Source organism: Sabulibacter ruber (assembly GCF_017355955.1).
GTDB lineage: Bacteria > Bacteroidota > Bacteroidia > Cytophagales > Hymenobacteraceae > Nibribacter > Nibribacter ruber_A.
Genome location: NZ_JAFFID010000002.1, coordinates 1,046,886 through 1,072,053 on the forward strand (window position 1 = coordinate 1,046,886; position 25,168 = coordinate 1,072,053).

At 53.9% G+C, this 25,168-nt stretch carries 16 protein-coding genes; 12 read left to right on the plus strand and 4 right to left on the minus strand.

The annotated features are described in order from the left end of the window. Positions 1 to 5,019, minus strand: a complete 5,019-nt coding sequence (locus JT719_RS15595) for a translocation/assembly module TamB domain-containing protein (RefSeq protein ID WP_207434244.1) — start codon at positions 5,017 to 5,019, stop codon at positions 1 to 3. A 235-nt stretch (positions 5,020 to 5,254) separates the two neighbouring features. On the opposite strand from JT719_RS15595, the gene JT719_RS15600 reads away from it, so the two are divergent. Then, on the plus strand, positions 5,255 to 6,136 hold the full coding sequence (locus tag JT719_RS15600; RefSeq protein ID WP_207434245.1) for an ion transporter: 882 nt from the start codon (positions 5,255 to 5,257) through the stop codon (positions 6,134 to 6,136). A gap of 433 nt (positions 6,137 to 6,569) precedes the next feature. Here the strand turns inward: JT719_RS15600 and JT719_RS15605 are convergent, their stop codons facing one another. Together JT719_RS15605 and JT719_RS15610 are read right to left on the minus strand one after the other, a co-directional pair. Then, positions 6,570 to 7,118 carry a lipocalin family protein gene (locus tag JT719_RS15605; protein WP_207434246.1) on the minus strand — a complete coding sequence of 183 codons (549 nt, stop codon included), beginning with the start codon at positions 7,116 to 7,118 and terminating at the stop codon, positions 6,570 to 6,572. A gap of 89 nt (positions 7,119 to 7,207) precedes the next feature. Further along, positions 7,208 to 7,645, minus strand: coding sequence for a GNAT family N-acetyltransferase (locus JT719_RS15610; RefSeq protein WP_207434247.1), 438 nt, complete (start codon positions 7,643 to 7,645; stop codon positions 7,208 to 7,210). Between the two features lie 109 nt (positions 7,646 to 7,754). On the opposite strand from JT719_RS15610, the gene JT719_RS15615 reads away from it, so the two are divergent. From JT719_RS15615 to JT719_RS15665, 11 genes are all read left to right on the plus strand, one after another. Beyond that, complete coding sequence (locus JT719_RS15615) at positions 7,755 to 8,246, plus strand: YajQ family cyclic di-GMP-binding protein (RefSeq protein WP_207434248.1); 492 nt, start codon at positions 7,755 to 7,757, stop codon at positions 8,244 to 8,246. A 125-nt stretch (positions 8,247 to 8,371) separates the two neighbouring features. Then, positions 8,372 to 9,160, plus strand: a complete 789-nt coding sequence (locus JT719_RS15620; protein WP_207434249.1) for a TerC family protein — start codon at positions 8,372 to 8,374, stop codon at positions 9,158 to 9,160. 491 nt (positions 9,161 to 9,651) lie between these two features. Next, a complete protein-coding gene (locus JT719_RS15625) occupies positions 9,652 to 11,331 on the plus strand; it encodes a GMC oxidoreductase (RefSeq protein ID WP_207434250.1) in 1,680 nt (559 codons plus the stop codon). A gap of 49 nt (positions 11,332 to 11,380) precedes the next feature. Further along, a complete protein-coding gene (locus JT719_RS15630; RefSeq protein WP_207434251.1) occupies positions 11,381 to 12,847 on the plus strand; it encodes a Gfo/Idh/MocA family protein in 1,467 nt (488 codons plus the stop codon). A gap of 59 nt (positions 12,848 to 12,906) precedes the next feature. Beyond that, positions 12,907 to 13,470, plus strand: a complete 564-nt coding sequence (locus tag JT719_RS15635) for a gluconate 2-dehydrogenase subunit 3 family protein (protein ID WP_207434252.1) — start codon at positions 12,907 to 12,909, stop codon at positions 13,468 to 13,470. 252 nt (positions 13,471 to 13,722) lie between these two features. Further along, positions 13,723 to 14,193, plus strand: a complete 471-nt coding sequence (locus JT719_RS15640) for a c-type cytochrome (protein WP_207434253.1) — start codon at positions 13,723 to 13,725, stop codon at positions 14,191 to 14,193. 7 nt (positions 14,194 to 14,200) lie between these two features. Further along, positions 14,201 to 14,938: a 3-keto-disaccharide hydrolase gene (locus tag JT719_RS15645; RefSeq protein ID WP_207434254.1), complete on the plus strand. Its 738-nt coding sequence runs from the start codon at positions 14,201 to 14,203 to the stop codon at positions 14,936 to 14,938. Between the two features lie 356 nt (positions 14,939 to 15,294). After that, a complete protein-coding gene (locus tag JT719_RS15650) occupies positions 15,295 to 16,578 on the plus strand; it encodes a nucleoside permease (protein ID WP_207434255.1) in 1,284 nt (427 codons plus the stop codon). A 16-nt stretch (positions 16,579 to 16,594) separates the two neighbouring features. Beyond that, the gene (locus JT719_RS15655; protein ID WP_207434256.1) at positions 16,595 to 17,485 is read left to right on the plus strand and encodes a hydroxypyruvate isomerase family protein; all 891 of its coding nucleotides are present in this window, start codon (positions 16,595 to 16,597) and stop codon (positions 17,483 to 17,485) included. Positions 17,486 to 17,551: 66 nt separating this feature from the next. Further along, positions 17,552 to 18,514 (plus strand): sugar phosphate isomerase/epimerase family protein, encoded by a 963-nt coding sequence (locus tag JT719_RS15660; protein ID WP_207434257.1) that lies wholly within the window; start codon positions 17,552 to 17,554, stop codon positions 18,512 to 18,514. A gap of 979 nt (positions 18,515 to 19,493) precedes the next feature. Continuing rightward, positions 19,494 to 22,916, plus strand: a complete 3,423-nt coding sequence (locus JT719_RS15665; RefSeq protein ID WP_242693266.1) for an amidohydrolase family protein — start codon at positions 19,494 to 19,496, stop codon at positions 22,914 to 22,916. Between the two features lie 1,093 nt (positions 22,917 to 24,009). Here the strand turns inward: JT719_RS15665 and JT719_RS15670 are convergent. After that, complete coding sequence (locus JT719_RS15670) at positions 24,010 to 25,167, minus strand: hypothetical protein (RefSeq protein ID WP_207434258.1); 1,158 nt, start codon at positions 25,165 to 25,167, stop codon at positions 24,010 to 24,012. Position 25,168 lies beyond the last annotated feature (1 nt).

Here is a 25,168-nt window from a genome sequence, read left to right on the forward strand (position 1 = left end):
TCATTCTTTTGCTTTACCAGTATTTTTAAAGAGTTCAGCGAGACTGTCATACTCGCGCACGAAAATGAGGGAGAGCCCGGTACGTTGCAGCTGTCCGTCCAGGAAGCCTTCATACGCATTCTGCCTGAAGGCCCGCAGCCGGAGCCTGCCGTCCTGGGTAATGGAATATTCTACCAGTACATCACCCGCAAAACCGCTGGTGTTATTGCCCAGGTTCTGCTCACTACCCTCTAAGCCTATGTCTGCCCCAAAACGTACTGTTAAGCGGTCATTGAGCAGTTGGCGTTGCAGAGCCACGTTCAGGTCTGTACGGTTCTGGGCTTCGCCGGAAGAATAGTCTTCATAGGTGTTCAGGCCCAGTTCCAGGCCCAGGCCGCCCAGGTACCTGCCGGTGAGCGCATTGAGTTGGTCTGAGAGTACTTTGCTGGCACTACCGCGCAAGGCACTGTTAATACCGCCACCCCCTGAAGATGCCAGCGGATCCTGCGCCATGAACCGGCCCAGCACCAGCAGCGAGAAGACTTGTTTGGTGCGTTCAGATTCCTGCGTTGGTTGGCTTAATTGTTCCAGACGGGCATCCACTTCTTCCACAATGCCGCCCCTGGCTTTCTCGTCCAGCTCAATGTTGAAGGAAATGGCAGGTCTCATGAGTTCACCTTTCATGTTCAGGCGCACATCAAACGGAAGTTTCTGGCGGTACTGCCCTGCTGTTGCTGCGTCTAACCCGGCAGTCTGGCTCTGTATCAACTCCAGCGGAGCTGCCTCCACGTTGTAAATAGCGGTAATGTTGGCGTCTGCATTGTAAGGGTCGCCGGTCCAGGCAATGTAGCTTTCCGGGTCAAAGGTGAATTCACGTTTCACCAGCTCGTACAGATTCATGGCGTAACGGCCCTCCGTTACATCAAAGCGGCCAGACAAGGTGATGTTCTCGGTTACGTCATAGCCCACGTTCAGGCTGGCTTCTCCTCTAATGGTAAGATTATCGCCAGTCTCAGGGTCTACAATCACCGAAATAGGAGTCTCATCTGTCAGGTTCAGGGTCATGGTCATTTCAATACCCTGTACTTCAGCCTCGGTGGTGTCTATGTCCTTTTTCCGGTTAAGGAACCGGCTGCTGTCTGGGTTGATGAAGACCACAATGCCCTCGCGGTTCACGGTGGTTTCTTCCTGCGGCACCACATACGTGAAATTGGAGTTAGGCGCCACGGTTACGGTGGTGTTGATGACAGGCACGTTCAGGTCACCGGTTATGCGGGTGTCGCTGTCCAGGAGCACCCGGCCGTAATACAGCGGGTTATCCTGGGCGGTGCTGTTCATGACCATGAAGTCATCTGTGGTGGCGCGCAGATCAAACTGGTATTCTGTGAAGTTGGAGGTCAGAATGGCTCCGTTCACAGTAGCCCGGTTGTTCAGAGAGTCCAGCATCACAAAGTCATTGAACTGGATGCCCTGGTTGTTGATGCTGATGTGCTCCTCAGGTACCCGGAAGGTGGAGTTGAGCATAGCCACGTTGAAGGTGGCATCTCTGAACTGCAGATCACCTACTATATCTGGATCATTCACAGTACCCCGGATGGCTACCGTGCCCAGCAGATTACCTCCCATGTTTTTAACCATGCCCGCGGTGAAGGGTTGGATACTGGCCAGGTTCAGTTGGCCTAAGTCTACATCAAAGGACATTGGCTGCCCTTCGGTGGTGAGGTAATACCCGTCCATGGTCACGTTATTGCCGTAGCCGGTGAGACGGGCGGTCATGTTGTACCGGTTAGGGCTTGGGTTATTGGCCAGCAAGGTGAGATCACCCACCGGGAAAGTCTGGTACTCCAGGCCCGTGAGGCGCATGTCTGCCGTAAAGCTCATGTTGCCGGTAATATCGTTCACCGTGGCCTGACCGTTCAGGATACCTCCTACCAAGCTGTCCTGGTCCATAAAGGCGCGGGCCAGGTACCCAATGTCCAGATCAGTGATGTTGACATTGAGCGGTGAGTTAGGATTCTGCGGATTCTGGCTTTGCAAGGCCAGAGACATAGGCCCGTTAGACAAACGCAGGGCATCGGCCACTACTGCCCCGGAGGTAGTATAGTAGCGCACGTAGTTGTTGTCTGAGACATTCCATTTATCGCGGTTTATCAGCAAATCAGGGTCAAAACGCACTTCCAGCGCATTGTTCAACTGCTGCAATCGAACCCCCAACGAGGTCTGGTCTTCGCCGGCTTCGTTCTGAATGGCGGCCCGTGTGGCTACAATGTTGTCCTGCACGTTGCCTGCCAGAACAATGTTCTCAATCTTCAAGGTGTCCTGGCGCACCCGTTCGGCCCGTACGGCATAGTTCAGCTGTTCTGGGTTAGAGTTCATTTCCAGCACCAGCGAGTCAAGCCGGGTAGTGGTATAGCGCAGCCGCGGCACGTTGGCAACCACCTGCAGGTTGGCGGTCTGGCTGTTGTAGCCCCCGTACAGCGTGTCTAACCGGATACGGGTAAGCCCGGGAACGAACGCCTGGAACACACGCGGCTTGTGCAGCGCCATGGCAAACGTGAATTGACGCGGCGAGGTGCTTGGCTTGTAAGGGCCGCTTCCCAGGTCATAGTACCGGCTGATGTGGTTCATGAGTTCAGGCCCAATATCACCCAACCCGATGTTGCCGTTCAGGTTAGCCGTGATCACGTCTGACAGCACTCGTACTTCGGTTCTGCGGGGTTGCTGCACCAGGTAAACCGCTAGGGAGTCAAAACGGAGCGGACGGTTGTTGCTGGTGAGGGCCGTGTTGCGGGCAATGATAGAGCCGTTCAGGCTGTTGGCATCGGCCCCGCGCAGATCAGCTACAATATCGCCGCGCAGGCGCAGGTCTTCTGAGTACAGCTTAAGCGCCTGGAAGTCTACCGCTCTCAGGTTGGCGTTCATGGCAATGGCCGGTTGGGTGCCCCGTAAATTCACGGTTCCGTTCAGGGCGAAGTTGAGGTTGGGGTCCCGGTTGCTGTTGGCTTTGATGACGTAACGGTTACGGTTGGCATCCACGTCAAACCCGATGTTGTGGTAGTTGTAGCCGCCGTACTCAAAGCTCTGCACGGTACCGTCTATGCTGGCCACCATGGTCTCAGGGGTAAGCCCGGTGCCATTGATGTTTGCCCCTAACGTTGCCCGGCCCAGTGCCGGATTCTGCATCAGTTTTCCTAAATCAAAGCGTAACAGGCGCACATTGCCCTGAATACGCTCCTGACCCGGTGCCCGGCCGGGTGTCATGTCTATCCGGGCCACGGCGTTCCCGAAGGTGGTGCGCACGGTGGCATCTACGTCAAAGGCGGTCATGGTGCCGCTAAAGGATCCTTCCACATCCATGGATGGCGGCAAGGTGATGTTGGCCGGCAGCGTGCCCGCAGGCAACAGGGACTTCACATCTGCAGCGGTGGTATGGAACCGGTTGATCTGGATGTTGGCGGCCAGGTTGTCTGGGTTAGGCAAACCCCGGATACGGCCGTTCAGGGCCAGTTCTGTGTTGCGCCAGCCGCTCACGCGCACGTTGCTCAGCAGCAGGTTGTCCATGCGGCCGTTTACCACGCCACTCAGCCGCACAGTCTGGTTCAGATTGCCCGCCAACGGAGGCTGGTTCACCAAGGCCGGTTGCAGTAAAGCAATGTCCCGGAACCCGATGTAGGTGTTCTGCAGATCGGCGGAAAGTGTGAGTTTGCTCAGGTCATCGGCGGCTGTTTCCAGAGAAGGATAGCCCACTTTAATACGGCGGGCGATGCGGCTGTTACCGGTTTCCAGCACCAGGTCAGAAAGCTCGGTCTCAACGGAATCAAACAGAATGCCAGCGGTGAACTGCCGTACCTCAAAGCCGCTTTTCTCCTGGAACGTGAGCTGCTCCAGTTTGGCCGTGGTGCGGTTGGTGCTGTAAAAAAGATCGTTTAATTGAATGTTCAGGTTACGGACCATGAGGTGGTTATAATCCATACCTCGGGCTTGCTTGGGAGCATCGTAGTTGTCAAAGGCGGCGTCTACTTCGGTTACGTTCAGCCTGTCCAGGGTAAAGACCCAGTTCACAGGCTCGCCGGTGGCTTTGGAAACGGCTTCTTCAATGGCTTCCACGGCCTCGGCGGGGTTCACTACGCGGTACTCGGCGGGCATCTCGGCGTTCTGGGCGTAGGCCAGAGTACTGTTGTGCAGTTCCAGGTTACGCAGGTCAATGCGCGAGTTGATGAGGTCAATGTTCTCGGAGGCCATCCGGGCCTGGCCCAGGTTCACGTCAATGTACTGTTTGGCCACGCCGTTGCGGTATTTCAGCTTGACCCGGTCCAGAGCCACGGTCTTCAAACCGAACTGCATGGTCATCGGCTCCTGCTCGCCTTCGGGCGGAACCTTGGTCTGCACCATGTCTACATAGGTGTCGCGCAGGGCGATGTCTCCAATGCGGTAGATTTCCTTGGTGAGGTCCAGTTCATCCATCTTCACGTTGAGGTTGCCCACGCGGGTGCGCACGTTCTGGCCGTTTACCTCATCGCGGTAGGTGAGAAAGATGTTCTTGAGGTCAATGGTGCCTATGTCATAGGTGAACCCGGCACTGGTGGTATCTGTGACGGTGGTGGTATCTGCGGGTGAGGCGAAGGCCTCCAGGATAAAATCAAAGTTGGCGGTGCTGTCGGGCAGGGTGCGGTAGAGGTGGGCAGTGGCGTTCTCCAGTTCCAGGGACTTCAAGGCAACCTTTGACTTCAGGATTCCCAGAATGTCCAGGTTCACGGCCAGCCGTTGCGAGTACCAGAGCGTGTCGCCTTTCTGGTCTTCCAGGTACACGCCTTCCAGCAGAATGTCTTTCCGGAAATCGCTGCGGAACTTGCCAATCTGCACCTCGGTGCCCAGCTTGTTCTGCAGGTAGTTCTCGGCCTTGCTGGCGGCAAAATCCTGCACTTTGGGGATCTGCAGAGCCACCAACAGAAGCACTACCAGTACCAACACTATGCCTATAATCCATAGCAGTACGGCCAGTGTCTTTAGCGTATATTTCTTTATAGTATGCGTAGACAAAACGAAAAAGGGTAGCAGTTAATGGAGATGCTACTTGTACTCCACTTATATAGCTGTGGTTACATATTTGTATGTTAAACAATGAGTTTAGCGTAGTTTTTGAGCTGTTTTCATGAAAATAAGTCCAAAACAGGCGCTGCTCCCTGCGCCTGCTATTGCAGTGGTTCTGAGTTGAGCCCGGCCGGTGCCAAACCTTGCGCAGGGCTTGCGTATTCTACAAGAAAAGCACCTGTAAATGCCTCCTCAACCTACTCCTAAACCCCGCAACTCAGACACCGCTTTAAACCAGGAGCGCCGGCAATTGCTCCGCCGGATTCAGCATGCCCTGGAAGGCCCTATGATCTTGCTGGGGCTGGTATGGTTGGTGTTGATAGTGGTAGAATTGATCTGGGGTTTGGGCCCGGTATTGCAGCTGCTCAACTATGCCATCTGGGTGATTTTCATTCAGGACTTTGCCCTGCGCTTTACGCTTGCCCCTGAGAAACTGACTTTCATAAAGCAGAACTGGCTAACCCTTGTTTCTCTGGCTGTGCCCGCCTTAAGGGTATTGCGGATCACGCGTTTCCTTAGAGTCTTCCGGACGGTGAGGGCCATCAGAGGCATCAGGCTGGTGCGGGTGCTCAGTTCATTGAACCGGGGCATGAAGAGCCTGGGAGCCACCATGGGCCGAAGAGGTTTTGGGTACATGCTCACCTTGTCGCTGGCGGTTTTGTTCTCAGGGGCGGCGGGCATGTACGCCTTTGAAAACGAAGTGCCGGGCGGACTTGCCTCTTACGGCGAAGCGCTCTGGTGGACGGCCATGATCCTGATTTCACTGGGTAGCGAGTACTGGCCTAAAACCCCCGAAGGCCGGGCTTTGTGTTTCGTGCTGGCCCTCTATGGGTTTGCCGTATTTGGGTATTTCACTGCCTTGCTGGCCAGTTTTTTCCTGGACCGCGATGCCGCCAGTGACAGTTCAGAAGTGGCCGGTGCCCAACAGATTGAGCAACTGCATCAGGAAGTAAAACAACTGCGCGCGGAGTTGAGGGCGGTGCTGGCGCTGCATCAAAATGCTGCTTCTGGTACTCCAACCCAAAATCCCGGGGCTGATAAGAACCATGACGGTCTAGATGGGTAAGCCTTTGGCGGAGACACTCGTAGGAGCTGCGCACACTACGAGGTCTTTTGCATAAGCGGTATTGCTTTGGGAAACAGAACCCAACCTTCCCCTCTCAAGAGGGAAATACGCTTTTGGGGAGGAAGTGCAATGCGTGCAGGAGACAAGGCAGTGCCTTGTCTCTACGGTTCCACCACCATCGTCACCGATTCTGTTACTTTCCCCAATTCCAGTCTTTCGGGCGAGCGCCTTAGCAGGTTCCGGTGCCGCAGGCATTGCGACCGCAAGGGAGCAAAGGAAGCTGGTACAGCGCGAGCGCGGAAGACGGGGCCCCGCGGCCGTGAGCGCACGGAGGGTAGCTATGAAACAACTAAGCTTATGAACCACTGAATCAGCGTACCCTACGCCAGCATCGGCAACCTGCCTGCTCCAGGCCAGCCTAAGAGATCAGCATTTACCGCTCCCCACAACTTTGATCCGTCTTGACAAGCAGGCGCGTATCAAACCCCAGGCCTTGGGCTTTCTGCTCTAATTGCTGGTAAATAGAAGGAGCTAACTGGCGGGAACGGGCCAGGATCCAGAGGTATTTGCGGTCTGGGGAGCCTACCAGAGCATGGGAGTAATCTGGGGCCAGATCCAGAATCCAGTAATCGCCCCAGAAAGGCCAGAAGAACTGGACCCGCAGTTTGGCGTTGTTGCTGCCTTCTACCGGAAAAGCCTTGCCCAAGGCGCCATCGTCTTTGCCGGTGGGGCTGTCTTTGCGGCAGGTGTTTCGCACCTCCACATACCCGTCTTTTTGTGAGTATTGGGCGGTGGTGCAGTGGCAGCCTTTCTCAAACCGGTTGGGAATAAGAGCTATCTCGTACCATTTGCCGGCGTAGCGCTGCAAGTCAACGGAGGCTACGGTGGGCAGAGGGGCGGGTTTGGGTTTCAGGGCCATGTAAAGGCCCGCTACCACCAGTAAAACCGCTGTAACTCCGGCAAAGAGAAGTGCTTTTTTCATGTCAGGTGGATAAAAGATTGCGTCCGCTACCCTGTTGGTCTGGAACACCACAGATGGCAAGCGGAGCAATGGCCTTTATCCGTCGCTGGTTATTGGAGGGGCTTGCGCATCTGGTAATGCTGCACTTCTCCAAAGAGCAAGTGCGTAGGGTACTCTTCAGTAAACCCGTTGCGCTTGTAAAAGTTTTTGGCGTACTCGCGGGCTTGTACAATGAGGTCTTTGGCGCCCATCTGGCGGGCTTCATCTTCCACGGCCTGCAGCAGGCGGCGGCCAACTTGCTTGTTCTGGTACTTGGGGCCAACGGCCAGGAATCTCAACTGCGCTTCAGAATCACTTTCCATGTGTACGCGGCAACCGCCCATGATCTCGCCGGTGTTCTCGTCAATAGCCATCAGGTGAATGGCATGGTCATCGTCCTCGGCGCGCTCGCTGCCGAAAGGCTGATGCCAAGGTTTGCGTAACATCTCGTACCGCAGGCGGTAATACTGCTCAAACTCGTGAAAGGTAGAGGGCTTAATAATTTGCATGACTGCGTTTTTTAGCTCTTTTCCGTAAAATTCCGCTAAACTAGTAACTTTGTTCGGCTTCCGGCAATAAAAGTTCTAAATACCTATTCTTTCCACTAAATCTAGATCTATGCCTTCTTTTGATATTGTGAGTAAAGTTGATCCGCAGACGCTGGACAACGCCATTAACACCGTAAAAAAGGAAATCCAGACCCGCTATGACTTCAGAGACACCAAAGGCAGCGTGGAGCTGGACAAGAAATCCAACATTGTGCACATCGTCACAGAGAATGACATGCGCTTGCGCCAGATTGAGGACATCATCCTGAGCAAGATTGTAAAGCAGCAGATAGACTCCACCGCCCTTGATTTCAGCAACGAGGCGTTCCCCAGTGGTCCCATGATCAAGAAAGACGTTAAGGTACGGGCCGGTATAGACAAAGAGGATGCCAAAAAGATTGTGAAGCTCATCAAAGACAGTAAGCTGAAAGTAACGCCCGCCATCATGGATGACCAGGTGCGCGTAACGGCTAAAAAGATTGATGATCTGCAGGAGGTGATTGGCATGCTGAGACGGGCCGAACTGGGCATTCCGCTGCAGTTTGTGAACATGAAGTCGTAAGCAACGCTGCCTGCCCATTGCCCAAAAGCGAAAGGTTAGCCCAAGTTGGTTTAACCCAGCCGGATACTCTGCGTTTAACTCAGGTATCCTGCTACCTAGTACGTTCTACCTGATCTGATAAAACTATGTTTGATGTATTTTCCAGCCCAGATGTCTGGCTAAGTCTGCTCACGCTTACCTTCATGGAGGTAGTCTTGGGGATTGATAATATTGTGTTCATCTCTATTGTGGTGTCCCGGTTGCCGCGCGAGCAGCAGGGCAGAGGCCGCACCATTGGGTTGATCCTTGCCTTGGTGTTCCGTATCATTCTGCTGTCTTTCATCAGCTACATTGTACACGCCAACCAACCTTTGTTCACCTGGAATTTGCCTTGGCTGGATGAGCCGTATGCCGTTTCCTGGCGTGATATTATCCTGTTTGCCGGGGGCTTGTTCCTGTTGGCCAAGAGTACCACCGAGATTCACAACAAACTGGAGGGCGAGGAAGAGCATCACGGGGCCGGCGGCGGAAATTCTACCATGGGCAAAATCATTGTGCAGATTGTGCTGGTAGACATTGTGTTCTCCTTTGACTCCATCTTAACCGCGGTGGGTCTGGTAGACCACGTGAGCGTGATGATTGTGGCCGTGATTATCTCTATGGGTATCATGCTGGCCTTCTCTAAATACGTGAGCGATTTTGTGAACAACCACCCAACCGTGAAAATGCTGGCGCTTTCCTTCCTCATCCTCATTGGGGTGATGCTGGTGGTAGAGGCGCTGCACGCCCACATTCCTAAGGGATACATCTACTTCGCTATGTTCTTCTCACTGGTAGTGGAAATGCTGAACATGAAACTTCGGAAGAAATCAGATCCGGTGCAGTTGCGCCAGAGCGAGATCAAGACCGAAGACATTACGGTGCAAGGGCGCTAACCTTATATATAGAAAGTAACCGCAGAAGCGGGAGCCAGGTGATTGGTTCCCGCTTCTGCTTTATAGGCCTGCTTGATTTCGGGTCTGGGTTATGAGCCTTCTGTTCTAAGTCTGTTTTAAAGAAAACGGGCTTAAAACAGAAGGCTCTTCTTTTTGCCCAATTCCTTTCTTATGCGGCTCGCCACCCCCATAGAAAAGTAACTTTTATTTAACCGCCACAGCCGCCTTATTCTGCTCTGCCGCTTTCCTGATCGCTTCGGTTTTTGGCTTCATTTCTGAAAAATATAGCCGAAACAGCGTTTTTTGCCCCGACTGCCTACCTCTAGTTTGTTTTTCTGATTTTTAAAATTTATTATTAAAAGGCCGTTTTGTTGATACTATTTTAACACAGATGAATATGTTAACTAAACTGCTGCTATTTTCTTATTGTGCTTGCTAAAGGTAAGCTACGTGTAGTCTCTACTAAACCCAATAAATTTCTTTACTGAGTTATGGCCGATAATCATTACGACGCAATTGTGATAGGTTCTGGAATCTCTGGAGGCTGGGCCGCCAAAGAGTTGACCGAGAAAGGACTCAAAACAATCATGCTGGAGCGAGGCAGAAATATTGAACACGTCAAAGATTACGTCAACGCCAACAAGAACCCCTGGGACTTCCCGCACCGCGGCGGCCGAACCCAGGAAATGATAGAGAACTATCCCGTTCTCAAACGCGACTACCCCCTGCAGGAAACCAACCTTGATTTTTGGGTAAACGAAAAGGAAAGCCCGTATACAGAATCAAAGCGGTTTGACTGGTACCGGGGTTACCACGTGGGCGGGCGTTCGCTCATGTGGGGCCGCCAGAGCTACCGTCTTTCTGACCTGGATTTTGAAGCCAATGCCAAAGACGGTATTGCCGTAGACTGGCCCATCCGCTACAAAGACATTGCCCCCTGGTACAGCTACGTGGAGAAATTCGCGGGCATCAGCGGGAACAAAGACGGGCTGAGTCAGTTGCCCGATGGCGAGTTCCTGCCGCCCATGGACATGAACTGCGTGGAGAAAGACGTGGCCTCCCGCATCAAATCGCACTACAAAGGCAACCGGCACATGATCATCGGGCGCACGGCCAACCTAACCGCACCGCACCATGACCGCGTGAACTGCCAGTACCGCAGCAAATGCTGGCTGGGCTGTCCGTTTGGGGCTTATTTCAGTACGCAATCGGCTACGCTGCCGGCAGCTGTGGCTACGGGGAATCTGACGCTGCGGCCGTTCTCCATCGTGACCAAGATCCTGTATGACAAAGACACCAAGAAAGCCAAAGGCGTGGAGGTGCTGGATGCCGAAACAAACCAAACCTATGAGTACTTCGCCAAAGTGGTGTTCCTGAACGCCTCTACCTTAAACTCTACCTGGGTCTTGATGAACTCCGCCACCGATGTGTGGGAAGGCGGCCTGGGCAGCAGCAGCGGGCAGTTAGGCCATAACCTCATGGACCACCACTTCCGGGCCGGCGCTAACGGCGATGCTGAAGGCTATGATGACAAATACTATTTCGGCCGCAGACCTAACGGCATCTATATTCCGCGTTTCCGGAACCTGAACGGCGAGCAGCGTGATTACATCCGGGGCTTCGGGTACCAGGGCAGCGCCAGTCGCTCTGGCTGGGGCCGCGAGATTGCCGAGATGAGCATCGGGGCCGATTTCAAAGACGCTATGTGCGAGCCCGGCCCGTGGCGCATGGGCATCAACGCCTTTGGCGAGACCCTGCCGTACCATGACAACATGGTTAGACTGAATAAAGACAAAAAAGACAAGTGGGGCCTGCCGGTGCTGGATATCAGCTGCGAAATCAAAGAAAACGAGCTGAAAATGCGCAAAGACATGGCCAATGACGCCAAGGAGATGCTGGAGATTGCCGGTCTCAAGAACGTGACCACCTATGACTCCGGCTACGCCATGGGCCAGGGCATCCATGAGATGGGCACCGCGCGCATGGGCAGAGATCCCAAGACCTCGGTGCTGAACCAGCACAATCAGGTGTGGGATGCGCCTAACGTGTACGTGACCGATGGAGCCTGCATGACCTCGGCGGGTTGCCAGAACCCTTCTTTGACCTACATGGCGCTCACTGCCCGGGCCGTAGACCACGCCGTGGGCGAGATGAAAAAGCTGAACATTTAACGCCTGTTTTCCGCAAATTAGCCTTAAAACGCATTTTCCCTCAAATTGTATGGCTTCCGAAGAAAATAAACCCAAAGCCCAGGACAACAGCAGAAGGCAGTTCCTGAAAGCCGGTGCCCTGGCGGCGGCTGGGTTCATGATTGTGCCCCGCCACGTGCTGGGTGGCAAAGGTTTCCTGGCCCCCAGCGACCGCCTGGTTATAGCGGCTGTGGGCGTAGGCGGCAAAGGCGAAAGCGACATCCAGAGTTTCCACGCCAGCGGCAAAGCCGAAATCGGTTTCCTCTGCGATGTGGATGATACCCGCGCCGCCAACACGCGGCAGCGCTTTCCCAAGGCCAAATACTACAAAGACTGGCGCGAGCTGTTTGACAAAGAACACAAGAACTTTGATGCCGTTTCGGTGTCTACGCCAGACCACAACCACGCCATCACTACGTTGGCGGCCATGCAGTTGGGCAAGCACGTGTACGTGCAGAAACCGCTCACCCATGACATCTATGAGGCCCGCGTGCTCACCGATGCCGCCAAACGCTACAACGTAGTCACCCAGATGGGAAACCAGGGTGCCTCCGGCGATGGCGTGCGCCAACTGCGCGAGTGGTATGATTCCGGAGCCATTGGCAAAGTGCACACGGTCTATTGCTGGACCAACCGGCCCGTGTGGCCGCAAGGCATTCCGTGGCCTACCGCTAAAGCCGAGGTGCCGGCCGGGCTGGATTGGGACCTGTGGTTGGGCACTGCGCCGTACAAAGACTACGTGCCCAAACTGGTGCCATTTAACTGGCGCGGTTGGTGGGATTACGGCACCGGTGCCCTGGGCGACATGGGTTGCCATTTGATTGAAGCACCGTTCCGGGTACTGGATCTGGACTACGCCTCTGATGTGCAGGCCAGCGTGGGCAGCGTGTACGTGGACGAGTTCAAGCGCGGCTACTTCCCAGAAAGCTGTCCGCCTTCCAGCCACGTGACTTTGACGTTCCCCAAGACAGACAAAACCAAAGGCCCGGTGACCCTGCACTGGATGGACGGCGGCATTCAGCCCGTTCGTCCGGAGGAGTTGGGACCTAATGAAGTGTTTGGCGACGGCGGTAACGGAACGCTGTTTGTGGGCACTAAAGGCAAGATGATGTGCAGCACCTATGGCGCCGATCCACGTTTATTGCCTACTTCCCGCACCTTTGAGGTAAAACCCAAGCACCAGTTAGCCCGGGTACCCGGCGGGGCCGAGGGGCACTACGCGCAGTGGGTAGAAGCCTGTCTGGCGGGCAAAGGCAAAATGGAGGTAAGCTCTCCGTTTGAGATTGCCGGTCCGCTCACCGAGGCCCTGCTCATGGCTAACCTGGCCATCAGGGGCGTGGACGTACGCCGCTCCAAAGCCGACGGAACCGGGTTTGATTACCCCGGCCGCGGCATCAAACTGCTCTGGGACAACCAGAACATGCGCATCACCAACTTTGACGAAGTAAACCAATTTGTGAAGCGCGAGTACCGCAGCGGCTGGACCTTAGGAGCCTGATGGGCCGGTGCTGAACCATGCCTTCACTTAAAAAGAAAGAAGAATAACCTGCAGTAAATATGAACAGAAGAGAAGCAGTTGCAGCCATCGGGTTAATGTTAGGCGGCACCCTGATAGGAGCGGAGTTCCTGGTGTCCTGCACTTCCAGCTCGGCTAAGGTAAACAAGTTATTTGACCAGGACCAGGTAGCCTTTTTAGACGAGGTAGGCGAGACCATTCTGCCCACCACGTCCACGCCCGGGGCCAAAGCCGCTAAGATTGGCAATTTCATGGCCACCATGGTGCAGGATTGCTACAACGCCGAGGACCAGAAGGTATTCCTGAACGGCATCAAGCAACTAGACGAGGCCTGCGAGAAGAAATATGATAAGAAGTTCATGAAGGCCATGCCGCAGGAGCGTACCGCCCTGCTCACCCAACTGGATGCCGAGCAGAAGAAGCACCAGCTTAACAAGAAAGAAGAAGAGCCTAACCATTACTTCCGGATGATGAAGGAACTCACCCTGTTGGGCTACTTTACCTCTGAGGTGGGCGCTACCCAGGCCCTGCGCTACCTGCCCGTGCCCGGCCGCTATGATGGCTGCATGCCTTACAAGAAAGGCGATAAAGCCTGGGCAATCTGAGGTAAAGCTTGTGGCGTGCTGATGGGATGCCCCGTTTTTACGCTGTTTCCCGCAAATACGCCCAAAAACAGAATTCTGGCAGAACAGCCTCTAACAAAAGGCAAACGGTTCAGAGGCCGTGGGCAGAGTTTAACTTATTTCAGATAAAAATTGACAAATAGATAGAAAAGAGGCAGATTGGTTCATAGAACCAAAGGCAGACAGAAAATACCTGTCTGCGTTCAGCTACTGTTTCAAACTTTTAACACACCCATGAAAAAAGCTTTTCTCCTTCTTTCCTGCTGCGCTTTTATGGCAGCCTGCAGCAGCAATTCTTCTACTGCTAATGAAAACAACGGAACCACTGCGGCGGCAGACGCTGACTCGGCAGATGCGGCGGCCATGAGTGCCGCTACCCGCCAGAACGATGCAGACACCAGCAGCATGAACATTGGCACAGAACGTACCGCCGGCGGTGGCGGTGTACATGAAAAAGGAGCCCAACTCATTGCCCAGTCTGACTGTACTGGCTGCCATAAAATAGAAGACAAACTGGTAGGACCCGCTTACGTAGCCGTGGCCCAGAAATACGAGGCCAATGACAAAGACACCGATTATCTGGCTACCAAGATCATCCAGGGCGGAAAAGGCGTTTGGGGCGAAATCCCGATGACACCGCACCCAGACCTTAGCAAGGAAGACGCCAAGGCTATGGCACAGTACATCTTATCTCTTAAAAAATAGATAACCTATGGCGCTCCGTCATCTACTTCCGGTTCTTTCCCTGGCGGCTTTGGTGGCTTGCCAGTCCTCAGATTCCATCTCCATGACAAGCCAAAACCAATCATCTGGATCAAAAGCGGGAGAGTGGCAGTCCTTGTTTGACGGCAAATCCACCCAGGGTTGGCACACCTACGGCAAAACCACTGCTAGCAACGGCTGGAAAGTAGAAGACGGAGCGCTGCACCTGGATGCCGCCGCTCTCAAGGCCGGCCAGGCCCAGGGCGGCGATATTGTCACGCAAGAGAGCTACGACAACTTTCACCTGAAACTGGACTGGAAGATTGCCCCTAACGGCAACAGCGGCATCATTCTGTTTGTGCAGGAAGATCCCGCCAAGTACCAGCAGACCTGGAACACCGGCCTGGAGATTCAGGTGCTGGACAACGCCGGCCACCCCGATGCCAAAATCCACAAGCACCGCGCCGGCGATGTATATGACCTTATCGCCAGCAGCCCCGAGACCGCGAAACCCGCAGGCCAGTGGAATCAGGTAGAGATCATCAGTCAGAACGGCCGCCTGGAAGTAATCCAGAACGGAAAGAAAGTGGTCTCCACCACCATGTGGGACGATAACTGGCGCACCCTCATTGCCGGAAGCAAGTTCGCCAGCATGCCCGGCTTCGGCACTTTCAAGTCCGGCAAGATTGCTTTGCAAGACCACGGCGATGATGTCTGGTACCGCAACATCCAGATCAAACGGTTGTAGCCCGCCACGGCTGGATTATGGAAGACGGAAGCATTTTAAGCCCGTTTTCTGAAAAGTAGGCTTAGAACAGTTGAATGAATCTGAGCTGGAAGATTTCCGGCAGCATTTGAAATATACGCTGGCGCGAGTCTCCAGACTCGTGCCTTCGGATGAAGCGAGTCTCCAGACTCGCCGGGAACCATGATCAGGAAATGCTCTGGAACCAGCCATGCGTAGTGTCGCTGCGGGGCAGCGAGGGTAGTCTGGAGACTACCCGGCAACCGTAGGCACGAGTCTGGAGACACGCGCCAGAAGAAGCCAGAAACGGAAGGAGAGACCTCCCACACTTAACACCCATTGAACGAACAAAACCAACTATGAATACCCTTACCCGCATTAAGTTATCGGCCATGATGTTCCTGGAGTTTTTCATCTGGGGCGCGTGGTTCGTAACCTTGGGGACCTTTCTGGGCAACAACCTGAAAGCCTCCGAGCTGGAAACGGCCAGCGTTTTCTCCACCCAATCCTTCGGGGCCATCATCGCGCCCTTCATCATCGGCCTCATCGCCGACAAATACTTCAACGCCGAGCGCATTTTAGGAATGCTGCACCTGGTGGGCGCTTTCCTGATGTACCAGATGTACAATTCAGATGATGTAAGCACCTTTTACCCGTACGTGTTTGCGTACATGGTGGCGTATATGCCCACGCTGGCGCTGGTGAACTCGGTGTCTTTCCGGCAGATGAAAAACCCCGAGAAAGAGTTTTCCACCATTAGGGTGTGGGGAACCATTGGCTGGATTGCGGCCGGTCTTTCCATCAGCTACATTTTCCACTGGGATTCAGCCGAGGGCATTGGACAGGGTTTGCTGAGAAATACCTTTATGATGGCTGGCATCGCTTCGCTGATTTTGGGCATTTACAGCTTTTTGCTGCCTAAAACGCCGCCGGTGAGAAACGAGGCCAAAAGCAGTTCTATTTCCGAGATTCTGGGCCTGGACGCCATCAAGCTGCTGAAGAACAAAGACTTCCTGATTTTCTTTTTGGCCTCGGTGCTGATCTGTATTCCGCTGGCGTTCTACTATCAAAACGCCAACCCCTTCCTCACCGACATTGGGCTGGATAACCCCACCGGGAAAATGACCATCGGGCAGATTTCTGAGGTGTTGTTCCTGTTGCTGTTGCCGGTGTTTTTCTCCCGGTTCGGGTTCAAGAAAACCATTCTGGTGGGCATGCTGGCCTGGGCCGTTCGGTACGTGCTGTTCGCTTACGGGAACGCGGGCGAGCTGTCGTTTATGCTTATCATTGGCATTGCGCTGCACGGCATCTGCTATGATTTCTTCTTCGTGTCGGGCCAGATTTATACTGATGCCCGCGCGGGTGAAAGATATAAAAGCTCGGCCCAGGGATTGGTGACGCTGGCTACGTATGGCGTGGGCATGCTCATTGGGTTCTGGGTTGCGGGGTACGTAAGTGAGTATTACCGAGGCGCAGGCGCGGAGAACCTGTGGCAAAGCGTATGGCTGGTGCCAGCCGGAATTGCGGCCGTAGTGGCAGTGCTGTTCCTGCTGCTGTTCAGAGACCAAAGCGCGCCAAAGGTGCCCGCCGGAACATTTGAACCCGAGACTGATAAATCACCGGCAGTAACCAGCTTGCCCTAACGTTTTCAGGCTACTTATGGCATTTGTAAACAAAAGGAGAACGGCGCTCAAAGGCATTCTGGCCGGTACCGCTGCCTTATCGGCTACGGGTTCCCTGGCCTGCTTTGCGGCCACCGAGAAGGAAGCCGAAACGAAATATGCCTTGAAAGGAAACATTAACCACTCGGTCTGCCGCTGGTGCTTCAATGACTTGTCAGTAGAGGAACTGTGCAAAGTGGCGAAGGAAATGGGTCTGAAGGGCATTGACCTGGTGGGCCCTAAAGACTGGCCTACCCTGCAGAAATACGGGTTGGTGTCTACCATGTGCAACGGTGCGGAAATCAGCCTCACCGAGGGCTGGAATACCCCGCAGTACCACGCCACTTTGCTGAAAAACTACTCAGACATGATTCCGCTGGTGGCCAAAGCCGGTTACCAGAACCTCATCTGCTTCAGTGGTAATCGCAAAGGCATGGACGATGAAACCGGTCTGAAAAACTCCGTAGAAGGCCTGAAGAAGTTGCTGCCCCTCGCCGAGAAGCACAAAGTAGTGTTGGTGATGGAGCTGCTGAACAGCAAAGTGAACCACCCCGATTACCAGTGCGACCGCACCGCCTGGGGCGCAGAGCTGGCCAAACGGCTGGGCTCCGAGAACTTCAAGCTGCTCTATGACATCTACCACATGCAGGTAGACGAGGGCAACGTGATCCAGACCATCCGGGATAACCACCAATACATTGCGCACTACCACACCGCCGGGGTACCCGGTCGGCACGAGCTGGATGACACGCAGGAACTCAATTATCCGGCCATTATGCGGGCCATCAAAGCCACTGGTTTCAAAGGCTACGTGGCGCAGGAGTTCATCCCGCAGGCCAAAGACAAGCTGCAATCTCTGAGGCAAGCCGTTCAGATTTGTGATGTCTGAGGTGCTTGTTTTTCGCTTGAAATCAGAAAATTACCCGTTTTTCAACTTCGCTTTAACCCGAAATAAATGAACAACAGAAGATCTTTTTTACAGAAGCTAGGGCTTCTTTCCGTGGGGGTTGCCGTTGCGCCCTCTTTGCTCACCTCCTGCGATTCTTCCAACCAAAACCAGGGAACGGCCTCTTCCACAGCCGAGTCCAGCAGCGCTAACACCTCTGGCGGAAGCAGCGCCGCTGCCATCCGCGACATCGGTATTCAGCTGTACACCCTGCGCGATTTCCTGCCCAAAGACCCTAAAGGCGTGATTGGCAAAGTGGCGCAGGCCGGCTACAATGACGTGGAAACCTACGGCTACTCTACCCAAACCGGCTACTGGAACCTGGAGCCCAAAGCGTTCAAACAGCTCTTGGCCGACAACAAACTGGTGTCTACCAGCGGGCACTATGATTTTGGCCAGTACATGAAAGACGGCAACACCGATATTGTGAAGCGCTACATTGAGGCGGGCAATATTGTGGGCCACAAATACATTACGGTGCCTTATCTGGGCGAGGAACTGAGAAACAGTGCCGATGCCTACAAAAACATTGCGGAGAAGGTGAACAAAGCCGCCGAGCTGTGTAAAGCCTCTAACCTGAAACTGGCCTACCACAACCATGATTTCGAGTTCAAGCAATACGGCAACACCACCGGCTACGACATCCTGCTCAAAGAAACCGATCCGGCGCTGGTAAGCTTCGAGGCCGATTTATTCTGGATGGAAAAAGCCGGCCGCAAACCGGTAGACATGTTCCGCCAGAACCCGGGCCGTTTTGTGATGTGGCACGTGAAAGACATGGACAAAAACTCGCCAGACCTGAACACCGAGGTAGGCACCGGTTCCATTGACTACAAAGCCATCTTCGCGCAGGCCAAAACCTCCGGCGTGGACCGCATCTTCGTGGAGCAGGAAAACTTTGCCGCCTCCAAGGACCCTTACCAAAGCATCAAACAAAGCCGTGACTACGTGAAAAATACGTTGCTGGCTTAAGTCACCCGGTACATACCAAAAACAGAACGGCATACCTTGCTTCCCATCTGGAAGCAAGGTATGCCGTTCTGTTTTATGCCTATTTCTTTAGAAATAGGCATAAAACAAACAAGAAATTTCCACTCCGTCCGCAGGACGATGAAAGCAATGCAGTGGTTCATGCCCAAATTCGGCTCTTGCCCGAAAGCCCCTGTTGGGCGCCTGCGTAACCCAACAGGGGCTCTGGGGCAAGCATTGGCGTCTCCAGTGGCAATGGCCCACGCTCCCTACACAGCAGAGGACGGTGCCCGGTGGTACCTATCCGAAGCCTCACTGTTTGAGCGTCAGCGAGTTTGAGGCTTCTTGATTCTTTTGGTTACTTTTCTTATCAAGGAGAAAAGTGACAAACGCCCGCAGAGCGCAGCTGAAGTCCAGAAGTTAGAGAGAAGGTAATAGGAAGTAGCGGCTTAAGGGGCAGATTGGGTTGTTGGTGAGAACACCAACAACGGCGGACGGCTGGCGAAACAGCAATTAATAAAGAAAGGCACGGAAGTAACTTCCGCGCCATAGAAGGCAAAGAGGTTTGAGGCTAGCGCCTCACTGATTTGCAAACTTCAGACCATGGTAGGTCCAAGTCTCAGACTTGAACCATAGGGAAAAAGAATCATTGGCAGGTGTAAACATCTCCTTTGGCCCCCTTCAAAGGGGGAATCTGCGGTACGTAAGCGTAGGTTAGGTTGTACACGCCTGATTCCATTTCGGGTTTGTTTTCGGAAAATAGGCCCGAAATGTGAATTCCTGTCTTCTTAGAAAGCAACAGATTTTTGCAAGGGGAACTGAGGAGACAAGGCATGCCTTGTCTCCTCAGTTCCCAATATTTCTTACCGGGTAAGTGGTGCTTCTTAATAAGAGGATTTTCGAACAGATGCTAAATCATCCATAAAATTTAGAAACAATCCTTATCTTCACCAATCCCAAACACACCACTAACCCTTTATTTATGAAGCAGTTTTTTACCAACCATGTCTCTGGCTGGCGGAAACCCGTGTTGCTGCTTTGCACGTTAGGGCTGTTCGTGGAGCCGTCCATGGCCCAGAACGCACCTGCGCCTGCCAAGAAAGACAACCCCAAAAAAGAAGAGAAAAAGGACCTGCCGTTGGAGGCGGGCCGCACCATTGACATCAAAACCAACGAGGGCTCCTGGCTTGCGCTGGATGTGCACCCCAACGGGAGCCAGATCATCTTCAGCTTGCTGGGCGATTTGTACCTGCTACCCATAGGCGGCGGAAAAGCCCAGCAGCTCACCGAAGGCATGGCCCTGGATGTGCAGCCACGTTTCAGCCCGGACGGGAAGTCTATTGTGTTCCTTTCGGACCGCGACGGGAATGACAACGTTTGGATCATGGATCTGGCTACCAAGAAAACCCGCCAGATCAGCAAAAGCAAGAATGAGAACTTTCAGGCGGCCGAGTGGACGCCAGACGGCGAGTACCTGGTGGTGTCGCAGGGGCGCCGTAACCTGAAACTGCACCTGTACCACAAAGACAGCGGCAGCGGAACGGCGTTGATCAAAACCCCGGAGACTTTGAAGACCGTGGAGCCCGCCTTCGGGAAAGACAGCCGGTACATCTGGTATTCGCGCCGGACAGGGGCCTGGAACTACAACGCGCAATTACCGCAGTACCAGCTGGCCACGTTTGACCGCGAAACCGGTGAGACCGATACCAGAACCTCGCGCTACGGCTCGGCGTTCTCGCCAACCTTGTCGCCAGACGGTACTATGCTGGTGTACGGAACCCGCTACAATAACCAGACCGGCCTGATTGTACAGAACCTGAAATCCGGCGACGAGAAGTGGCTGGCGTATCCGGTGCAGCGCGACGAGCAGGAATCCATTGCGCCGCTGGGCGTGTTGCCGGCCATGTCGTTCACGCCAGACAGCAAAGAACTGGTGGCGTCTTACGGTGGTAAAATCTACCGCATTCCGGTGAACGGCGGGGCGGCCAAGGAGATCCCGTTTGAGGTGGATACCAAAATTGCCATCGGTCCGAAACTGGAATTCAAATACCCCATCAACGACGATAAAACCATGAAGGTGACGCAGATCCGCGATGCGGCTATGTCACCAGATGGCAAGCGCCTGGCCTTTACCGCGCTGGATCGCTTGTACGTAACCGAGTACCCCAACGGTACGCCTAAACGCGTTACCACCAATGATTTCACCGAGGCTCAGCCTGCCTGGTCGCCCGATGGCAAGGAACTGGTGTTTGTGACCTGGCACGAGAAAACCGGCGGCGCTATCTACAAAGTGGCCGCCAACGGCAAAGGAAAACCGGTGAAGTTGAGCCAGGAGAACTCGGTGTTCCAGGAGCCGGTTTGGTCGCCTAAAGGAGACAAGATTGTGTTCGTGAAAGGCTCAGCGCAGACTTACCGCGAATCGGCCGGTCCGGGTGCGTTTGATTCTCGCCAGACCATCAACTGGATTTCGTCTAAAGGCGGACCCAGCACGTTTGTGACCAAGGCCAACCTGGGCGCGAACCCGCACTTTGTGCAAGGCGATGACCGCATTTACCTGTACAGCTCCTCGGACGGGTTGATTTCTATCCGCTGGGATGGTACTGATAAGAAGCCGTACGTGAAAGTGAAAGGGATCACCACCTTCGGATCGTTCGCCGATATGCTGGAAGAAGAAATGAGCCACAACACGCACGTAAACGAGCGTGAGCCGCAAATGCAGGCTTCTACCGCTACTACGGTAATCAAAGCCCCTAAAGGCGACAAAGCCCTGGCCTTGATCAACAACGAGATTTACGTGGTGACCATTCCGTTTGTGGGTGGTGAAACGCCAACTATATCCGTAGCCGATGTAGCCAGTTCTTCTTTCCCAAGCTGGAAGTTGACCGATATTGGGGGTCAGTTCCCAAGCTGGTCTGCGGATGGAAAATCTGTGTACTGGTCCATCGGGAACGCGTTCTTCGCTTATAACTTAGACCAGGCCTTCGCGAAGAAACGCGAGATGGAGGCTGCCGAGGAGCTGAAGAAAGAAGCCAAGCCAAGCACTGAAGCTAAGAAAGACAGCACCGGCGCCAAAGAAGCCGTGAAGATTGAAGGCTACAAGCCGGTGGAAACCAGAATTGCTATCACAGTGCCGCGTGACATACCAACCGGAAATATCCTATTGCAGGGTGCCCGCATCATCACCATGAACGGCGATGAAGTGATTGAAAACGGCGACATCCTGATCCAGGACAACCGCATCAAAGCCGTAGGTGCTTCGGGTACCTTATCTGTGCCGCAGAACGCCACTGTGATGGACGTGAAAGGCAAAACCATCACGCCGGGCTTTGTGGATACCCACGCGCACATGTGGCCACGTTGGGGTGTGCACTCCAACCAGGTGTGGATCTACGCCGCTAACCTGGCCTACGGCGTCACCACCACCCGCGACCCACAAACCGCCACTACAGACGTACTGACCTACTCAGACATGGTGGAAACCGGCAAAATGATTGGGCCGCGCGTGTACTCTACTGGTCCAGGCGTTGGTTACTGGTCCTACAACCTGAAGAGCCTGGATCACGCCAAGAGTGTGCTGAAGCAGTACTCAGACTACTACAACACCAAGACCATTAAAATGTACCTGGTGGGTAACCGCCAGCACCGTCAGTGGATCATTATGGCGGCCAAAGAGCAGGGCCTGATGCCTACCACCGAAGGCGGTTTGGATTTCAAACTGAACCTGACGGAGATTCTGGATGGCTACCCGGGCCACGAGCACTCGTACCCCATCTATCCGCTGTACAAAGATATGATTGATTTCGCGTCTAAGTCGCAGATTGCCTACACGCCAACTTTGTTGGTGGCGTACGGCGGCCCTTGGGCCGAGAACTACTACTACGCCACCGAGAACCTGGCCGGCGACAAGAAACTGAACTACTTCACGCCGAAAGTGGAGCTGGATGAGAAGTCTCGCCGCAGAGCCGGTTGGTTCATGAAAGAAGAGCACGTGTTTGACAAACATGCCCAGTTTGTGGATAACCTGGTGAAAGCCGGTGGTCTGGCTGGTGTGGGTTCACACGGTCAGTTGCAGGGCTTGGGTTACCACTGGGAACTGTGGTCTATCCAGTCGGGAGGCATGAAGAACCTGGATGCCTTGAAAGTAGCCACCATCTTGGGTGCGAAATCCTTGGGCTTAGACGGTGACCTGGGATCTATCCAGAACGGCAAACTGGCGGATCTGGTGATCATGGACCAGAACCCGCTGGAGAACATCCGCAACACCAACACCATCAAATACGTGATGCGCAACGGTCGTCTCTACGATGCCAACACGTTAGATGAACTGGCTCCAACCAAAAAGAAAGCCCCTGATTTTGACTGGCACAGCGCCCTTCCGCTGGGCGTGCCCGGTATTCAGGAATAACCTTTCTGATGTTTTGAAAACGCCTCACCTGCTAAGCGGGTGAGGCGTTTTTGTTTTGGGGCTGGTTTTGGAAGTTGGGCTTGAAACGGGATTGGCGGAGACACTCGTAGGAGCTGCGCACACTACGAGGTCTTTGGAGCAGCGTCATTGCTGGAGCACGGAGATTGAAGTCGCTGGCGCGAGACTCCAGTCTCGTGACCTGGGATGATGCGAGTCTCCAGACTCGCCGAGAACCAGAATAAAAAATATGGTTATCTCGGCCCTACCTCCTGGTGTATTTCTTGCCTCATTTCCCAATTTTCGTCCGGAAGGACGATGCAGGCATTGCAGCGGTTCCAGAACCAAGGGAGGAACATGTAGGGAGGCGGAGGTTGGGCGCATGCGTAACCCAACCTCCGCTGACCGCAAGCAGTGGCTCCTCAATTGGTAGTTGCGTAGGCTAGCTATGCAACAGAGGACGGTGGCCAGGTGTCACCATGATGAAGAAAAGACTGTCTGAGCGGCAGCGAGTTTCTTTTCTTCTTGATTCTTTTGGTTACTTTTCTCATCAAGGAGAAAAGTGACAAACGCGGGCAGACCGCGGCTGCAGCCCTTAGGCTTGGTATGGAAGGGAATAGGAAGTAGGAGCTTAAGTTAGGTAGAGGCGCAGTTTGGGTTGTTGGTGAGAACTCCAACAACGGCGAACGACGGCGAACGGGAGTTTGTAAGGAAGGAAGTAGGAAGCAAAGGCAGAAGAAAGTGAGTCACGGAAGTAAATCCGCGCCATAGTGCCCATAGTGATTATGAGGCTGGTGCCTCACTAAAGTTGCAAACTTCAGACAATAATAGGTCCAAGTCACAGACTTGAACCAGGAAGGAGGGGGGAGAACAGTAAGTATCTCCTTCGCTGCCTCTAAGGTCACAATCTGCTGAAAAACTGTTTTTGGTCTATTTTCTGCAAAACAATCTTAAAACCTCATTCCTGAAACAGCCCAGAAACGCTTTCGCTCCAGCCATAACTTTTCAGCGCAGAAAGGAGGATGCTTAGGTCCATAAAAAAAAGGAGGCTCCTTTTGAAAAGAGCCTCCTTTTGAGAAAACGGTTCTAAATTAGCTTAGAACTGCGAGTGCAGGTGCACTTCCACTTTGCGGTACTCCTGGCCTTCGCCGCCAAGCACATCGTTGGAAGTTTCCACTTTGAAGTTGCGTTTGCCGTGGTATAGCTGGATGTACTTTTTCAGCAACTCGGCGCGCAGCCTGGCCACCTGTTTCTTGCCTTTGTCCGGACCAACATTGTCTGAGTAGCCTTTCACCCACAGCGACGCATTGTCGGGTTGTTGGGAAAGGAAGGCGTCAAACGCTGCCGTCTGGCCGATAGAGAGGTACACTTCGTTGAAGCCGTAAGCGAGCGTTACCTCGGTTGGAGCAGGAGCAGTAGCAGGGGCAACTTCGGTGGGCTGTTGAGCTACCACAGGTGCTTCCTGCATTTTGGCTTGCCCTGTCAGGTAGGCGGTGTATAGGCCGTCTGGCGTGCGGGAAATCCACATCTCGTTTTTCCCGAGGCGCTTGTAGGCCGAGGTGAAGGCATTTTCCTTGTTCACCACGTTGCCCACCTTCGTGGGTTGGCCAGTCGTTTTACCATCCTTGCCCAAAGGCAGGGAGTGGACAAAGGCTTGCTCGCCTGTTCTTTGGGAGAAGTACAGCGAATCATTCACCACGTAGGGCGAAAACTCGGCCTCACGGGTGTTCACCGGCACGTCCAGATTGGCGGGTTTAGACCACTTGCCGTTCTCCCATTTGCTCAGGTACAAATCCTCGTAACCTTTGGTTTTCCGCAGATCGGCTGTGAGCAGGAGCGTGCTTTGGTCCGGCGAGAGGTAAGCTCCCAGGTTGTAGGAATGGTTGGTGAGCTTTGGAAACGGTTTTTCGCCTGTTTTCTGGAAATCAGCCCCATTCCAGCGGTAGATCGCAATCTTCTCTTTGGTAGGGCTGGTTTTCTGATAGACGTACACTTCATCTCCGGCGGCGTTGGCGCCAATAATGCCATTCACGGCTCCGGCGTTCAGCGCGGTTTCTTTTCTGTAAGATTGATCGCTTCTTTTCTCAGAGTAGATCAACTGCCCCTCCTGGGTTTTAACGGTGTACAGGACCAGGTCCTGGCCCACCAGGAACACATCGGCTAGTTTCTCGCGGGTTTCTTTGATTGGAGTCTGGGCATGGGTTACTGCCGCCGTAGACAGAAGTAAAGCAATGGTGTAAATAGTCTTCTTCATT

Coding starts and splice junctions, on each gene's coding strand:
- JT719_RS15600 (WP_207434245.1), top strand. CDS start 5,255: ATGCCTCCTCAACCTACTCCTAAACCCCGCAACTCAGACACCGCTTTA.
- JT719_RS15605 (WP_207434246.1), bottom strand. CDS start 7,118: ATGAAAAAAGCACTTCTCTTTGCCGGAGTTACAGCGGTTTTACTGGTG.
- JT719_RS15610 (WP_207434247.1), bottom strand. CDS start 7,645: ATGCAAATTATTAAGCCCTCTACCTTTCACGAGTTTGAGCAGTATTAC.
- JT719_RS15615 (WP_207434248.1), top strand. CDS start 7,755: ATGCCTTCTTTTGATATTGTGAGTAAAGTTGATCCGCAGACGCTGGAC.
- JT719_RS15620 (WP_207434249.1), top strand. CDS start 8,372: ATGTTTGATGTATTTTCCAGCCCAGATGTCTGGCTAAGTCTGCTCACG.
- JT719_RS15625 (WP_207434250.1), top strand. CDS start 9,652: ATGGCCGATAATCATTACGACGCAATTGTGATAGGTTCTGGAATCTCT.
- JT719_RS15630 (WP_207434251.1), top strand. CDS start 11,381: ATGGCTTCCGAAGAAAATAAACCCAAAGCCCAGGACAACAGCAGAAGG.
- JT719_RS15635 (WP_207434252.1), top strand. CDS start 12,907: ATGAACAGAAGAGAAGCAGTTGCAGCCATCGGGTTAATGTTAGGCGGC.
- JT719_RS15640 (WP_207434253.1), top strand. CDS start 13,723: ATGAAAAAAGCTTTTCTCCTTCTTTCCTGCTGCGCTTTTATGGCAGCC.
- JT719_RS15645 (WP_207434254.1), top strand. CDS start 14,201: ATGGCGCTCCGTCATCTACTTCCGGTTCTTTCCCTGGCGGCTTTGGTG.
- JT719_RS15650 (WP_207434255.1), top strand. CDS start 15,295: ATGAATACCCTTACCCGCATTAAGTTATCGGCCATGATGTTCCTGGAG.
- JT719_RS15655 (WP_207434256.1), top strand. CDS start 16,595: ATGGCATTTGTAAACAAAAGGAGAACGGCGCTCAAAGGCATTCTGGCC.
- JT719_RS15660 (WP_207434257.1), top strand. CDS start 17,552: ATGAACAACAGAAGATCTTTTTTACAGAAGCTAGGGCTTCTTTCCGTG.
- JT719_RS15665 (WP_242693266.1), top strand. CDS start 19,494: ATGAAGCAGTTTTTTACCAACCATGTCTCTGGCTGGCGGAAACCCGTG.
- JT719_RS15670 (WP_207434258.1), bottom strand. CDS start 25,167: ATGAAGAAGACTATTTACACCATTGCTTTACTTCTGTCTACGGCGGCA.